The 13,561-nt window shown below is 69.1% G+C and carries 12 protein-coding genes and 2 pseudogenes; 3 read left to right on the plus strand and 11 right to left on the minus strand.

The window, feature by feature from the left end:
• Positions 1 to 205 precede the first annotated feature (205 nt).
• The 3 genes and pseudogenes from OHA65_RS33090 to OHA65_RS33100 all read right to left on the minus strand — a co-directional run.
• A complete protein-coding gene (locus tag OHA65_RS33090; protein WP_328764469.1) occupies positions 206 to 994 on the minus strand; it encodes a hypothetical protein in 789 nt (262 codons plus the stop codon).
• Positions 995 to 1,047: 53 nt separating this feature from the next.
• On the minus strand, positions 1,048 to 1,341 hold the full coding sequence (locus tag OHA65_RS33095; RefSeq protein ID WP_327279808.1) for a hypothetical protein: 294 nt from the start codon (positions 1,339 to 1,341) through the stop codon (positions 1,048 to 1,050).
• Between the two features lie 134 nt (positions 1,342 to 1,475).
• A pseudogene (locus tag OHA65_RS33100) lies at positions 1,476 to 1,958 on the minus strand (hypothetical protein); the annotation flags it as partial.
• Here OHA65_RS33100 and OHA65_RS33105 point away from each other — a divergent pair.
• Together OHA65_RS33105 and OHA65_RS33110 are read left to right on the plus strand one after the other, a co-directional pair.
• Positions 1,845 to 2,144: a hypothetical protein gene (locus tag OHA65_RS33105; protein ID WP_327279809.1), complete on the plus strand. Its 300-nt coding sequence runs from the start codon at positions 1,845 to 1,847 to the stop codon at positions 2,142 to 2,144. The pseudogene OHA65_RS33100 and the gene OHA65_RS33105 sit on opposite strands and share 114 nt — an antisense overlap.
• A gap of 158 nt (positions 2,145 to 2,302) precedes the next feature.
• The gene (locus OHA65_RS33110) at positions 2,303 to 2,530 is read left to right on the plus strand and encodes a hypothetical protein (RefSeq protein ID WP_328764470.1); all 228 of its coding nucleotides are present in this window, start codon (positions 2,303 to 2,305) and stop codon (positions 2,528 to 2,530) included.
• Between the two features lie 45 nt (positions 2,531 to 2,575).
• Here the strand turns inward: OHA65_RS33110 and OHA65_RS33115 are convergent, their stop codons facing one another.
• The 6 genes and pseudogenes from OHA65_RS33115 to OHA65_RS33140 all read right to left on the minus strand — a co-directional run.
• Complete coding sequence (locus tag OHA65_RS33115; protein WP_327279811.1) at positions 2,576 to 3,700, minus strand: catalase family protein; 1,125 nt, start codon at positions 3,698 to 3,700, stop codon at positions 2,576 to 2,578.
• A 55-nt stretch (positions 3,701 to 3,755) separates the two neighbouring features.
• On the minus strand, positions 3,756 to 5,108 hold the full coding sequence (locus tag OHA65_RS33120; RefSeq protein WP_405763063.1) for a Dyp-type peroxidase: 1,353 nt from the start codon (positions 5,106 to 5,108) through the stop codon (positions 3,756 to 3,758).
• Positions 5,109 to 5,225: 117 nt separating this feature from the next.
• On the minus strand, positions 5,226 to 5,816 hold the full coding sequence (locus OHA65_RS33125) for a hypothetical protein (protein WP_327279813.1): 591 nt from the start codon (positions 5,814 to 5,816) through the stop codon (positions 5,226 to 5,228).
• 423 nt (positions 5,817 to 6,239) lie between these two features.
• Positions 6,240 to 6,701 carry a transposase gene (locus OHA65_RS33130; protein ID WP_405763065.1) on the minus strand — a complete coding sequence of 154 codons (462 nt, stop codon included), beginning with the start codon at positions 6,699 to 6,701 and terminating at the stop codon, positions 6,240 to 6,242.
• 386 nt (positions 6,702 to 7,087) lie between these two features.
• Positions 7,088 to 8,047 carry a tellurite resistance/C4-dicarboxylate transporter family protein gene (locus OHA65_RS33135; protein ID WP_405763067.1) on the minus strand — a complete coding sequence of 320 codons (960 nt, stop codon included), beginning with the start codon at positions 8,045 to 8,047 and terminating at the stop codon, positions 7,088 to 7,090.
• A 755-nt stretch (positions 8,048 to 8,802) separates the two neighbouring features.
• A pseudogene (locus OHA65_RS33140) lies at positions 8,803 to 9,108 on the minus strand (ATP-binding cassette domain-containing protein); the annotation flags it as partial.
• Positions 9,109 to 9,290: 182 nt separating this feature from the next.
• On the opposite strand from OHA65_RS33140, the gene OHA65_RS33145 reads away from it, so the two are divergent.
• Entirely contained in the window at positions 9,291 to 11,486 is a 2,196-nt protein-coding gene (locus tag OHA65_RS33145) for an FUSC family protein (RefSeq protein WP_405763068.1), read from the plus strand.
• A 476-nt stretch (positions 11,487 to 11,962) separates the two neighbouring features.
• Here OHA65_RS33145 and OHA65_RS33150 read toward each other — a convergent pair whose 3' ends face one another.
• The gene (locus OHA65_RS33150; protein ID WP_329315333.1) at positions 11,963 to 13,123 is read right to left on the minus strand and encodes an XRE family transcriptional regulator; all 1,161 of its coding nucleotides are present in this window, start codon (positions 13,121 to 13,123) and stop codon (positions 11,963 to 11,965) included.
• On the minus strand, positions 13,113 to 13,376 hold the full coding sequence (locus tag OHA65_RS33155) for a hypothetical protein (RefSeq protein WP_327279818.1): 264 nt from the start codon (positions 13,374 to 13,376) through the stop codon (positions 13,113 to 13,115). The genes OHA65_RS33150 and OHA65_RS33155 overlap by 11 nt, the downstream gene beginning before the upstream one ends.
• Positions 13,377 to 13,561: the final 185 nt, after the last annotated feature.

The raw sequence follows: 13,561 nt of genomic DNA on the forward strand, positions 1-13,561 counted from the left end.
GACAAGTGACAACAGCCTCGCTGCTCCGGTCCTGCCCGCCAGCCACTGGCGGGAGACTGTGCGGGTGCTGGAGGTTGCGCCCCCGGGCAGACCAGACGTAGCTGCTGCTCGGCGAGGAATGATGTGCTGATCGCCTAGGCGATCGAGGCCCGGACCGTGCGCGCTTGCTGCGCAATCACCGGCAGTGTGTGCTGAATCTCCGGAGTCAGGGTATGACGCCGCCGTTGCAGAAATTGTCGCTGCTCGCCAGAGTCCGGTAAGTGACTCCTTCCCAGCCGTTGGGGCGGTCAGCGAGGCGTGTGGCGGCCTCGTCCGCCAAGTAGTTGCGCACTTCCTGGGCCCCACCAGTGTGACGCAGAGTGGTGAGCAGGCTGAGGATGCCGCTCAGGGTGCGGTTCGCTTGGATGGCGAAGAGACTGGACAGTCCAAAAAGTCCGAAGTGGTACTGAACTCGATCAGCGAGGACTTGATCCCAGGATGGCGAGGGGCTGACGAAGAATTCGAGCCAAAGAGGGCTGTCGTCCACGATCCTCGCGTCGAGCCAGTGGTCATCGTCGATGCGGTCGAGGTAGGGGTGCAGGGGAGTCGTCTCAAGACTCGTCGGGAGGGCGTCGCCCTTGGCGTGGTTGCAGTCGGCGCAGGCGGGCACCAGATTCAAGGGATCGACGCACAACGCGGGGAACGACTTCTTTGGCAGGACGTGGTCAAGGGTTCTGACGACCCCGTGTCCGCACAAGGGGCAACGATCATGTTGCGGGGCTGTTCTCAGCTGCTCGTAGATGACTCGACCGTTCTTGGTACCGAGCATGCCGTTCTCGTAGATCCACGCCACGGCTTCGGCCGCTGAGATATTCGGTAGAGCGAAGGCCACGCACTCCAGGGTGTGCAGGGAGCCTTGCTGGGCCGCGCACCGGAATTGCTCGCCCGCTTCCTCGATGCTGTCAGTGGCGGCCAGAAGTCGCGCCTGGCGGGACGCGTTCCTGGTGCCGGCCACACACGCCTCGTAACTTTGACGGGCGGTGACCCTAGGCGGCTCCAGCGGACACATCAGCGGCGCCCCTGCGACGTTTGGTAGGCGAGCAGAATCCGTGCGAGGCCCTTCGCCTCCCCGCCGAGCTGTCCGCCGAATCGGGCCAGGACCTGCTCGTACGTGCCCAGTTCCCGGACTGCCTTCTCGATCTCGGCGTGAAACCCGGACCGTCGGACTTCGAGGCCGAATATCTCGTGGGTGAGAACCCCGACGTTCTCGCCGTAGGTCTCGATCGATGGCCGCTCCGGCTGCATGGTGCCCTGGCGGCTGACCTTCCAGACACAGGAGCGCGGGACCTCCTGCAGGACCACCGGCGAGTGGGTGCCCAGGACTGCGACCGCATTGCGGTCGGTGAGCAGGTCGGACAGGGCCCTGACGAAGGAGGCAGAAGCGGGGGATGCAGATGTCTTTCAGGCTCGTCGAGGAGCACCAGCGACCGCTCGGCGACGGTTTCCACCAGACGCGTCATCGTCAGCAGGACAATCGCATGCCCCGAGCTGAGACTGGAAAAGATCTCCAAGGCAGTGTCACGGTCGCTCGTACGGCCGAACACGCCTCGGTCCAGCAGAGCCTGCGCGAAGGAGCGGACCGGAGATTCGAAGAAGTACGGGTCGCTACCCAACGCCTCTAGCGCCTTGATCCAACTGTGGACTCGGCCGGCGGCGACAACCTCCTCCACGCTCTTGGCGAACTCCTTGCTTAGGTCAAGGCGCGTCTTGCGCTCCCGAGTCGGGCGCCCCAGCTCATCCACCTTGGCAAGGCCCACATACCTGTAGGAGACACCCGCAACGTTGTCCTCGGCCGCGGGAGGTGGTTGGCCGTCGGCAACGTCCAGCGCACCGTCCCAGCCTTCCAGCTCACCCTGTTCAGCAGCACCCTGTTCCGACTCGAACTGCTCCTGAGCCGGGTCGAAGGCGCTGAAGGTCACGCAGACCACGTTAACGAAGGAGCCGGGTCCATCCTCGCCCCAGATGAGACGCCCGACGGCATCGCTGTCCTCTTCCGGATGTACGACGGCCCTGGTGATGTCGCCGAGCACCGTGGTCTTTCCGACCCCGTTCCGACCGATCAGCACGTGAATGTTAGTGGGGGGCTGTGCATGCGGCTCGACTGAAAAGGAGAGGTGCCAGGGTTTCGTGGTACTGCCGTCCGAGCTGCCGTGCCCGGCGGGGCCCAGGTAGTCGAAGCGGTACTCCGTGAGCCGGGGGCCGCCCTGCGCGATGCGCCGGAACTGGGCTGCCACCGTCCGTGTCTCGAGGCTGCGCAGCAGCGATGTGCTGCACCCGGCTGCTGGACCGGGGCACCCGCGCCGTCACCGAGATCATCGACACCATCACTGGGAACGGGACGGCCGGCGACGAGCTGGTCCGGGCCCGCCGCGCCCAGACGATCGCGGAGGCGAGCTACGCGCAGTACGCCACCGAGCGCGGTGCCCCCGACGCGGAACACCCCGCCGAAACCGACTTCCAGGCGATCGTGCTCAGTCGCTGCTTGTTGTGAGCGTTGTACTACTCGCCCTCGGCGTAGTCGCGGTGGTGGGCCGGGTCAGGCACCAAGTACCTCGTCGGCGCTTCGGGGCTCTGTGCGCGGCTGCTGGTTGAGCTTGTGGCGCGCGATGGAGGAGTGCCGGTAGACCTCTTTGCGGGCCCGCATGATGTTGCCCAGGGGCGCGTGCTCGGCGGTGACCCGCCAGGGTGTGAAGGACAACGCGTCCATCTTCTCCCGGTTGTCCTGACCGGAGATGTCCTGTTGTGGCAACCGCAGCTTGGCCACCGTGACGCACGGCGACAGCTGCTCGGGCCACTCCACGGTGGTGTCCTCCACCGGCATCCGCTCCAGGTCGGTGCAGAGCTGGACCTGGATGTCGAAGGCGTAGGGCCGCTCCTGCAGCTCGGCCACCAGGGCCGGCCGGAAGACCTCCGGTGCCGAGGCCTTGTCGATGGCGCGCCGGACCACCGCGGCGGCGAAGTGCGGGTCGGGGGTGATGCGCACCTTGGCGATGTAGTCCCCGTGGCGGACCGCGCCCATGGTCCAGTAGCTCGACAGCAGTAGATTGACCGGAGGGTTCTTTGACAGGTGCACGAAGGCCAGGAGCTCGTCCCATGCCCAGTTGTCCTGGTTGAGGGTTCCCTTTCCGGTCAAGAATTCGGCATAGAAACGATGTGCGCCGGGTCGGCCCTGGGAGAAGTAGGCCGACGAGTTCAGGAACAGTTCCTGGATGAAGAGGTAGTGCTCGACTGTGTTGCAGAAGAAGATCGGTGCGTTGATGTTGGCGTAGTCGAATGTGCCTGTGTCCGGTTCGTCTTCCAGCAGGGTCGGGCCGGGGATGTCGAAGATCTTCAGTGCCAGTCCGGTGCCGTTGCCCAGTCGTGCGTCGGCTCCGGCGTGGGGTGAGCCGTTGGAGAAGCGGATGAGCGCGTCGTGGGTTCCCGGAGTCGCGTAGATTCCTTGGGCGTACTCGGGGGGCAGCCCGTCCAGGATCTCCACTTCTCCTCGGACCAGCCCGTAGCCCTTGGCGTGGGCGTCTCGAAAGGCCCGGCCGGTGCCACCGGCCGTGACTGACTCGGCGATGTAGCTCTCGGTCTTTTTGATCACCGTCTGCAGGTTCTTGTCGAAGTTCGGGTCGTCGTCTTCGACGTCCGGCGTGTAGGGGACGAACCGTGCTGCCATGATGTCGACCTCTTTTCGCGAAGACCGTGGTGGCCTCAGAGCGCGGGAACTGCGTTCAGCCCTCGAGCTCCGCGAGCCAGCGCAGGGCGCGCAGGCCGGGCAGGAAGCAGTACTCGCCGCCGCGGGTGACCACGAAGCTGGGCAGATTCTGCAGGCGGCGCCGGACCGGCTTCTCGGGGATGGTGACGCTGCCGGTTCCGCCGTGATGCCCGGCCACCGGGTCCTTCTCACCGGGGTAGCCGATGAAGTTGCCGTCGTTGACCCATTCGGCCTTGATGAACTCGAACTGCCGTTCCAGATGGGCTCCGAGGAAGACTCCGACCAGGCCCCGCTCGGCGCCGTCGTCTTCCAGCACGTCCTCGGGCAGCGGCGGGCCGTAGGTGGTGCCGCGGCGGATGAGGCGGTGCATCCGCGCGTCGCCGATGATGGTGGAATCGCGGGGGTTGGTGCGCCGGATGTGCGCACCGGCGGGACACCGGAACCCTCGGTCGTCGTTCTCCCGGTACAGGAAGTCGTTGACGCGGTGCGGATCGGCCGCCAGCTCCGGATCATCGTGCTCCGGCGCCAGCGCCAGCGGCGCCCCGCTGGGCCAGCGCCCGACCATCTTCGCCGCCAGGAGCGCCTCCTCCTCGGCGCTGGAGGAGTTCGCGCGCAGGTACCGGCGCCAGGCCGCCACGTTGGTGTGGACCTTGCGCACGGCCGCGTAGGTCCCGTTGCGCCCCAGCACATCAGGGCTGGGCATGGGCGGCACGTTGCCGGTTTCGTCGGGGTAGCCGAGAATGAACTCGCCCGCCTTGATGGGGACTTCCTGCGGGTTGGAGCCGGGCAGGCCGACGCCCTCGATGTTCGGATGGCTGATGCCGTCACGGAAGCCGAAGGTGGTACGCCCGGTCGGGAGCTGGTGGACCTCCTGCTGCCAGATCACCTGGACACCGGGCGCGTCCTGGAAGGCGACGCGGGCCCGCTCCAGCTCCTTGTCCAACTGCGCCGCATCGGAGGCCAGGGCGCTCAACGCGATGTGAACGTCGCCGGTTCCGAACGGTGCCTCCCAGTGGGCCGGGGCACTCGCGCCCACATCACCGATCAGCTCCGCCCGGGCGGCCATGCCCTCACGAAACGCCTGCGGAAAGCTGTCCAGCGACTCCTGGGGCACCCCCAGGGCCTTCAGTCCCTGGTAGGTGAACGCCACCGCCACCCAGGCCTCCTGGCTCCGGTCCGCACTAGGCAGACCAGCCGCCGTCACCGGGAGCAGCCGCCGCAGCAGGGCGCGCCCGGCGTGGCGGTCATCGACGCGCAGAAAGATGAACTTCCCGTCGTACGGCACCGGCCGTGGACGCAATGCCCCGCTTTGGATGTCGTCGATCTCGATGTGCACGCTGGCCACACTGCTGCTTGACGTCGCATTCATGCTTTGCTTGTGCCTCCACATCGGCCTGTGCCCGGGCAGCCCCGCAGTGCCGGCCCGCGCCTGCCGACGCGGTCCACAGATGTGGGGTCGGCTCTGATGGTTGGTTGTGTCCTGGTTCTAGCCCGCGGCTTCGTCCAGCAGCTTCTGGAAGGCAGGCGTGGCCAGCAACTCCGCATTGGCCGGGTTGTCCAGCGCCGCCCGGAACTCGGGGGTGTCCAGCACCTCCTGGAACGCCTCGTTCACGCGCTGGTCCTTCCAGATCTGCTGAACGGTCAGATCGGGATAGGAACTGACGAAGCTCCCCGCGGGCGCCTGGTGGGCGACGAACCAGTCCTTCACCCCCGGATCGCTGATGCCAGGAAACCCTTCGGCGTGCGAGAAGACCCTGTCGAAGTTCGCCCCGATTACCGTCTTGCCGAAGTCGTCGATGTACGTGTCCCAGGAGCCGTCGAAGACACTTGCAAACATGTGCTGGGTGCCGTTGTCGAAGATCACATGGCGTGCGTCATGCAGAGTGCCGATCTCGCGCAGCGCCCCACGGTTCGCCGTGTCAGCCGCCGAGTCGGCCATCGCGGCGAGATCCTTACGCAGAGCATCCGCATGGCCCGGCTTGATCTTGGTAAAGACGGTGAACTCGCCGCAGACCCCGTCCGACCTGCCCGGGCGCTCGGGGTGAGCCGGCTGGGTTGCACCTGTCGTCGCAGTCATAGTGAGATCCTTCCTGCCGCGGGTCGGTCCGAGGGCCGCCCGCCAAGCGCCCCGGACATGAGGCGCCGTCGCCCTCACATCTCAATCCTTGCTTCGGCTGCGCTGCCTCGCATCTCAGAACCCGTTGTCGATCCGAACTTGGCGGCTGGGTTTCCGCTGGTGGGAGTGGGTGTCGTTCAGTCGAGGCAGGGATGGGCTGTCCTGTTTCTCGTTGGGTGTGCGGGGTGGCCGATGGTGTCGGTGCTTGGTCTGCTGGAAGCGGGGACAGCCGCGGGCGGGGTGCGGGCCAGGGATCTGACCGTTGCCCTGGGGCGGGAGGCGGTGCCCGCGAAGATCGAGTGTGTGCGGTCGATGGCCAAGCGGCTGGTGGTGCGGGGGTGGGCGGTGGAGGAGACGCCCGGGGTGTTCGCCCCAGCCGTTGGGTCAGCGGTGCCTGCGACTGCTGCGTGAGCCTGGCTGCTCGACCAGGAGCAGGCCGGCGCAGTCCACTGTCAGGTGGCGCTTGCGGCCGCCGACCTTCTTTCCCTGGTCCCAGCCGCGTGATCCGGCGCCGACGGTGTCGGCGGCCCGCAAGGACTGCGAGTCGATGACGGCGGCCGTCGGCTCCGCCTCACGTCCTTCCGTTTCCGGCACCCGGGCTCGGAGCCGGTGGTGGAACTCGGCGATCAGGCCCTGGCGGCGCCAGCGGCGGAAGATGGCATTGACGCGGTCCCAGGCGGGGAAGTCCGCGGGGACCGCCCGCCACTTGATGCCGTTGCCAAGGAGGTGGCGAACTGCGTCGAGCGTGATGTGGTGGCAGCAGCCCTCAGGCTGTCCGCCCCGGCCCTCCAGCCAGGCCGGCAATGGCAGCAGAGGACGGACGACCGCCCACTTTGCGTCCGTCATGTCCGATGGATAGCGCCGCACCCGGCCGCCGTGATCAGCCGCTTTGTCGTACGAGTGCGCGATGCAGCCACACGATGGGGCAGCCGGGATGGACGCGGCGAGCTCGGACACGCGAAGCTGTGGCAACAGGGTCTCCTGGAACTGCTCGGATGGGGTCGCACCCCCGAGCTGCCAAGAGGCCCTGCCTTCATGCCCAGACCACCGCAACATCACCCGATCCAGCACGCGCGTGCGGCGGTGTTGTCCGATCACGGACGTGCAAACAGAGAAGGTCGGCGGAATCTCAATCATCCAGTCAAGCGCCCTTGCCCGAGTCCTGGAGCACCGGTTTGGGATCGAAAACGAATGCGGAGTGAAGCTGAGCCGGCGAGACGTTTACGTGCTGGTCACCGGGAGTACGCGGCCAAGTGCCGGACCAGCCCGACGAGTGTGAGTACCCAGGCGGCGACGGCGACCCAGAGCAGTACCTGGCCCGGCGTCCGCAGCCAGCCGATGGCCGCGGCGTCGGCGACGGACAGGGTGGCGACGGCCGTCATGCCCATCGGGAAGACCGTCGCCCAGCGCCGCATGTCGTAGCGCGGACGCGGCCAGCGCGCCTCGGTGAACACGAGGGCGGCGTACCAGCACAGGGACAGCGCGAGCGTGACCAGTGTGAGCGGACGCAGCGCGTCGTGCAGAGCGGTGTTGCGCCAGGCGGGCACGGCCAGCAACTTCGTCCCGGCGAGCGCGGAGATCGCCAGCGTCCCGCCCGCCACCCACTGTTCGCCCGCGCCGGACCGCATCTGGCCGAGGTCGAAGCGGACGAAGGCGACCGGGTAGAGCGCCAGCCCGAGCGCGAAGCAGCCGAGAGTCGGCCAGGCGAGCCACCCGGAGGGCAGTGAGAGGGCCAGCGTTCCGCCCAGCACGGCCAGGCCCTGCGTCGCGACACACACCAGGAACACCGTCCCCGGCGAACGCCGCTGCCAGTGCCGCACCACCGCCGTCAGCAGCACCGGCCAGATCAGTACCGCGACGACCAGCGCGGCGATGGCGATACCTGACCATCCCTGTAGTGCGAACCAGGTCCCAAGGAGGGTCGTTGCGGCCACGGCGTTCAGCGCGGGCGGCGTGTCCGCCTCGCCTTCCCACCGGTCCCAGTCGCGCAGCAGCCGCCGCGCGAAGTCGACAGCGAGTGCGAGCCACGAAGCAGCCGCGAGGACGAGCAGAGTCCATGAGAACGCCTCCTGCCCGACCAGGTGCAGCCCGATGGAGACGATCCCGGTCGCCATCACCGCTGTTCCTGCTCCAGGGGGCAGCTCCGTCCACCAGCCGGCCAGCCCGTCCTCGGCCGCGGCACGATCACCCATCCCCCCACGGTGTGCGGGGGTGGGGCGAGCCGCAACTGCAACGCGGTGACCGACGGGCGAGCAGGCGTCGGTCCAGCGGGCGCCCTTCTCGCAGCGCCTCGGTGCGCGCGTCCGCCCCGCCGGCGAGGAGCCCGACGGAGAGTACGGTGATCGGCCCCAGGTCTGTAGTAGCGCGAGCGGGCGATCGAGGCCCTAGAGGCGCGGGGCGAAGACGTCACGTAGCTGGAGGTCCGGCGGGAGGCATTCGAGTACGTCCCTCGGCCCTGCTGCTCGACGGCTACGTACTGCCCGGGGCGGCTGTCGGCCCGGTCTTTCCGGTTCATCCAACTGGGAAGCATTCGGGACGCGGTCAGGACACAAGGACAGGAACAGACTGACAAAGACGAGGCAACGCCGACCCGGCTCGCCCCATCTGACCTGTAGAAACGCCTCATCAGAGCTCTGGATTCACGGTTCTACGGGCGGTAGTTGGCGCTTCGCTGACCTGCGAGGGTGAGTCGGTCCACCGTCGACGCGAGCCCCAGCAGGGGTCTGTGCGAGGGGCAGGACGGCGAATTCGGGACGCTGGCAGGACGGAGGGTAGGAGAAGGAGCCGTAGAGGCCCATCCTCCAACGCTGTTGTGGCTGTGGCGGGCTTGTCCGACAGGGTCGGGGTGGCGGACGCGCGGGACCGTCGAGGGAGGCCGGGATGACTGGATTGCCTCCATGGCTGCTTCGAAGCACGCCGGAAACGGCCCGTGCTGAAAACGGCCCGCTGTCCAAGGGCGCCGTGGAGATGTCAGCACCTGGCGTGCGCCGCCCTGCTCAACTGTCCGGCCGGAATCCAAGACGGCGATCGAGTCGGCCAGCGAGGCCGTGTCTGGATCGTGGGTGATCAGGATCAGGGCAGGATCGGGACGGTCGCGCAGCAGCCCGGCAAGCCTGTCGAGAAGGCCGCGCCAGGTGATCGTGCCGAGGCCGGATGTGATCTCGTCGCAGATCAGTAGGCGTGGGTGGGCGAGCAGGGCTCTGGCCAGTGCGGCGCGCTGGAGCTCGCCCTCGGAAAGTTGTCCGGGCCTGCGTGCGCCGGGCCGCGTCTTGTTGCTGCCGGAGGCGCACGAGGACCTGGGTGCGAGGGGTACCTGGAACTGGTCCCCCTCACTCGAACGGCCCGGGGTGCCCGGTAGGCCGGGCGCACCCGCCCGGCCTACCGTGAACAGTGGGATCACGTGTGCGCTGTGCCGAATGAACGAGGAGTCTGCGGGTGCCTTTTGGCGGTGGGCTGGAGTGGCTGCGGGCCCGTGATCCGGGCCTGCGGGCGGTGCGTCGGTCCGCGCGGGTGACGCTGGTGGCGTGTGCGGGGTTCTACGCGGCGCGCTACGGCCTGGGGGACCGTGTGGTGGCGGTCTACGCGCTGTTCGGCGCGATCGCCTCGGGCGGGATGTCCTTCGTCCCGGGTGCGCCGCGTGAGCGCGCCCGTACGCTGCTGGCGGCGATGCCCGTCGCGGCCGCGCTGGTCACCCTGGGCACCGTGCTCGGGGCGCATGCGTGGACGGCGGCCCTCGGGATGTTCGGGGTGGGCTTCCTGGTGACGTTCGCGGGGGTGGGCGGGCCCCGGCTGGGTGGGCTGGCAGGCGGCCTTCAGGCGTTTTACATGCTGGCGTGCTTTCCGCCGTACGCCCCCGAGACGCTGGGGGCGCGCCTGGCCGGGCTGGCGGCCGGGATGGTGATGATGGCGGCGGCGGAGGTGTGGCTGCTGCCGGATCCCGCGCCGGGGCATTACGCGGACCGGCTGGCGCGCGCCGCGGCGCTGGCGGCCGGGGCGCTGCGGGCGCTCGCGGCGGAGCCGCGGCCACCGGTCGACAGCCCGGAGCGGCTGATGGCTGCGTCGCAAGAGCTGCGGATGAGCCGGGTGCCGGCCGACGAGCGCCCGACGTCGGCGTCGGCGCGGGACCGGGCGCTGTGCCAGGGCGCCGCCTACATGCGGCATCTGCTGGCCCAGACCCGGCAGTTGACGCAGGACGCCCGCGACACGCCCGGTGCCCGCGACCCCGCGGCGTCGCGGCTGCTGCACGCGTCGGCCACCGCATGCCACGGCGTCGCCCTCGGGCTGTCCGGCCGGGGTCCGGCGCCTTCCGACGCCCCGTACACGTCCGCCGCGGCCGACTTCGAGGCCCGCCGCATCCACTTGCCGGTGCTGGGTGCGAGCGGCGAGGCCGTGGTGCGCGGCGGCGCGATCGCCCTGGACATCGCGAACACCGGGGCTCTCCTGGTCACGGCGGTGCGGATCGTGCTTGGCGCGCCCGTGCCCGCGGACACGACGTCGCCTGCGGATCGGCCGGGCCCGTTCTGGTACGCAGGGCGGCCCGCGCCCTCGCTGTACGCGCGCCGCCTGCTGGCCCATCTCACGCCCCGGTCGGTGTACTTCCAGAACGCCGTCCGGATCGCGCTGGCCCTGGCGGCCGGCCGTCTGATCGTGGGCGTGCTCGATCTGTCCCACGGCATCTGGGCGCTGCTGGCCACTGTCACCGTGATGCGGAGCAGCGCCGCGGGCACCCGTACGGCGCTGTGGCCGGCGTTCGGCGGCACGCTCGCGGGGGCCGCCGTGACGGCTGTGATGGTGTTCTCCGTGACGGACCACGTGGCGGTGTACGCGGTCGTGATGCCGGCTGCGTACTTCCTGGCGTTCTCGGCGAGGCCCGTGCTCGGCGCCGGCTGGGTTCAGACGTTCTCCACGATCGCCGCGGTCGCTGCCTTCGCCCAGCTCGATCCCGCCCGGCCGGGGGTGGCCGCGGTCCGGTTCACGGACATGGTCATCGGCGGCGTCACCGGCGCCCTGATCGGGTTGCTGGCCTGGCCGCAAGGCGGCGGCGGGGAGCTGCGACGGGCCTGCACCCGGCTGCTGGACCGGGGCACCCGCGCCGTCACCGAGATCATCGACACCATCACTGGGAACGGGACGGTCGGCGACGCGCTGGTCCGAGCCCGCCTCGCCCAGACGATCGCGGAGGCGAGCTACGCGCAGTACGCCACAGAGCGCGGTGCCCCCGACGCGGAACACCCCGCCGAAACCGACTTCCAGGCGATCATGCTCGCAGGGAACCGGACCATCGTCATGGGGCAGACCCTGGTCGACCACTGCCCGCCGGGCGCGCTGGCGGCCTGGCCGCACAGCGCCACCCACCTGCGCGACGCCGCGCACCATCTTCGGCTGACCGCGCTGTCGCTGACGTACGATCTGCGCTCGGGGAAGCAACCCTCCGCGCTCATCGAGCCCCCGGAGGCGAACGTGCCGACGGACCACACCGTCATTGCCGACGTGTGCGCCGCCTCGGAAGGCCGGGCACCCGACCCGCTGCTGTACTACGCCGTCGACGCCGCCATCTGGCTGACGAGCCTGCAACAGGTAGTCAGAGCGATCCGTCCGGCCGCGGAAGGACGGACAGCAGCGCCGGGTTGACGACGGCGAGATAGTGGCGACGTCCACACGGGCACGGCGGGCCACAGCACCGCGCGGGCGCCGCCGCACTCGGGACCAACCGCAGTCGCTGCTCCCCGGCGAGCCAGGCGGCTCGGTCCGCAGTGTCATGTCGAACCTTGGCGTCGCCGTTGTCGAGGGTGCGTACCGCCCGCCGTAGGCGCGGTACTGGGCCCGAAAGAGCGTGGCGGTCGGTCCCAGTAGCACGCCGTCGAGGAGCAGGGATGCACGCTCCTTGACGGCCCCACAGGCCTGGCGCGTTGGCGCTCCGGCCGGTAGATGCTCGCCGAGGGACTCCGCCGCCCGGAGGGCGAGGGAGACGTCACCTTCAGCCCTCACACAACAGCCGGCGCCGACGAGGCTGTGGCGTGCGACCCGGGCTGCGTCGCGATCGGATCGCGCAGAGGCGCCTGACGGGCAAAAGCCCAGGTCAGGCGCCTTCTTTTGTGGGCTTAGTGTCAGACGATACGGAGTATCGGTCTGGTGTCGGGTGAGCCCAGCAGGCGGCGGACGCGCTCGGGATGCCATCCCAACTCGTCGGCCAGACGGGGGATCGTGAGACCCTTCTCCCGTTCGGCGAGTTCGTATGCCTGAGTCAGCAGAGCGGGCTGTTCGCCGGGGAACCCGTCGACCGGCTCGGGGGTGAAGCCGGGCTGGCCGTCGAGCGCGCGCAGGCGCTGGTATCCGCGGCTGGCAGTGGCGTCGGAGATCATGCCCAGCTCGCGGCAGCGGTAGATGAGCGAATCGACGCTGACCCCCCACACTCGGCGCAGCCCGGTGAGCTGTGCGAGGTCGAGGCGCCGAGGGAGCAGTGGGGTGATGCTTGCCGCCGGGGTCAGGAATTCCGCGGCAAATGCGTCAGCCTCGCGCTCCTGCCGGCTGTCGCCTGTGGCGTCACCGTGCAGGACGAGGTGGCCCAGCTCGTGCGCTGCGGTGAAGCGATGGCGGTACACGTCGTTGGTGCGGTTGGGTGTGAGGATCGCTGCCGGACGCGCGGACCGGGAGGAGAAGGCGTCGACCGTGCGGGCTGCCTCGTCGGCGGCTGGCATGACGACGACGATCCCGTGGGCTTCCATGCGTCTGACCAGATGGGTGACCGGTCCGTCTCCAAGGTTCCACCGCTTGCGCAACTCGCGTGCGGCCGCTGCGGGATCGAGGGGGAGATCGACGCCAGGGTGGACCTCCCCACCGGCGAAGCCCGGCAGGTCGATGGGCGGGAGCTGGACTCGCTTCTCCAGGGCGTAGGTCAGCTCCCACACCTGTTCGGCGAATGCGAGGGCGCGTTCGCGCTGGGCCTTGGGTGTGCTGCGCAGGGCACGGAAGTGCGCCATGGAGGAGTCGAGCCGGTTGCTTGGCCGGCCCGCGATGAAGAAGGGCAGCGGCACGTCGAGCGTGTCTGCGAGCCGCGGGAGGAGATCCGGGCGGGGCTTGGCCACCCCCGTCTCGTACTGGCCCACTGCCGCGGGTGTCACGCCGAGGTGCTCTGCCACGTCCTTCTTCGTCATTCCCGCCAGGCGCCTGGCCTGGGTTAGCCGGGCGGGGTCGAAGGCGTCGTGGACGGCGCGTGGGGTCGCGCCACGTTCGGTAGTACCGGGCAGCAGGGACTGGTCAGTTCTCATCGTCCTCGTGGGCCAGTGGTTCGATCGGGTCCGGCTCGGTCAGGGGCGGCACGTCCCGCCTCTCGTCCACGTCGGGTCGCGCGAACAGGATCGGCACGGGCTGGTCGCCCGCGTCGAAGCTGACGTGCTCCGGCGCTGTGGCCTGCTGCGGAACAGCGCTGAGCCTACGCCGGGTCGGCGTCGCCGGCAGTGGCAGGGGTTCGGGTTGGACGACCCAGTCGAGGCTCCCCTGTTCGTCCAGGAGGGATGCCACGCCCCAGTACGGCTTGAGCAGGCCATGGGGGTTGACCGAGCCGGTCGCGTACGAGGTCGACCTGACTCCTGCCGAACAAATCGACAGCCCAAGGAGGTTGTGCGTGGTTCACTTTCACCGGTCCTTCCCGATGAGCTACTTCTGGATGCAGCACACGAACACGCTGAATACTTTAGTTCTCGTCG

Origin of the sequence: Streptomyces sp. NBC_00045, assembly GCF_045041095.1 — a bacterium.
Lineage (GTDB): Bacteria > Actinomycetota > Actinomycetes > Streptomycetales > Streptomycetaceae > Streptomyces.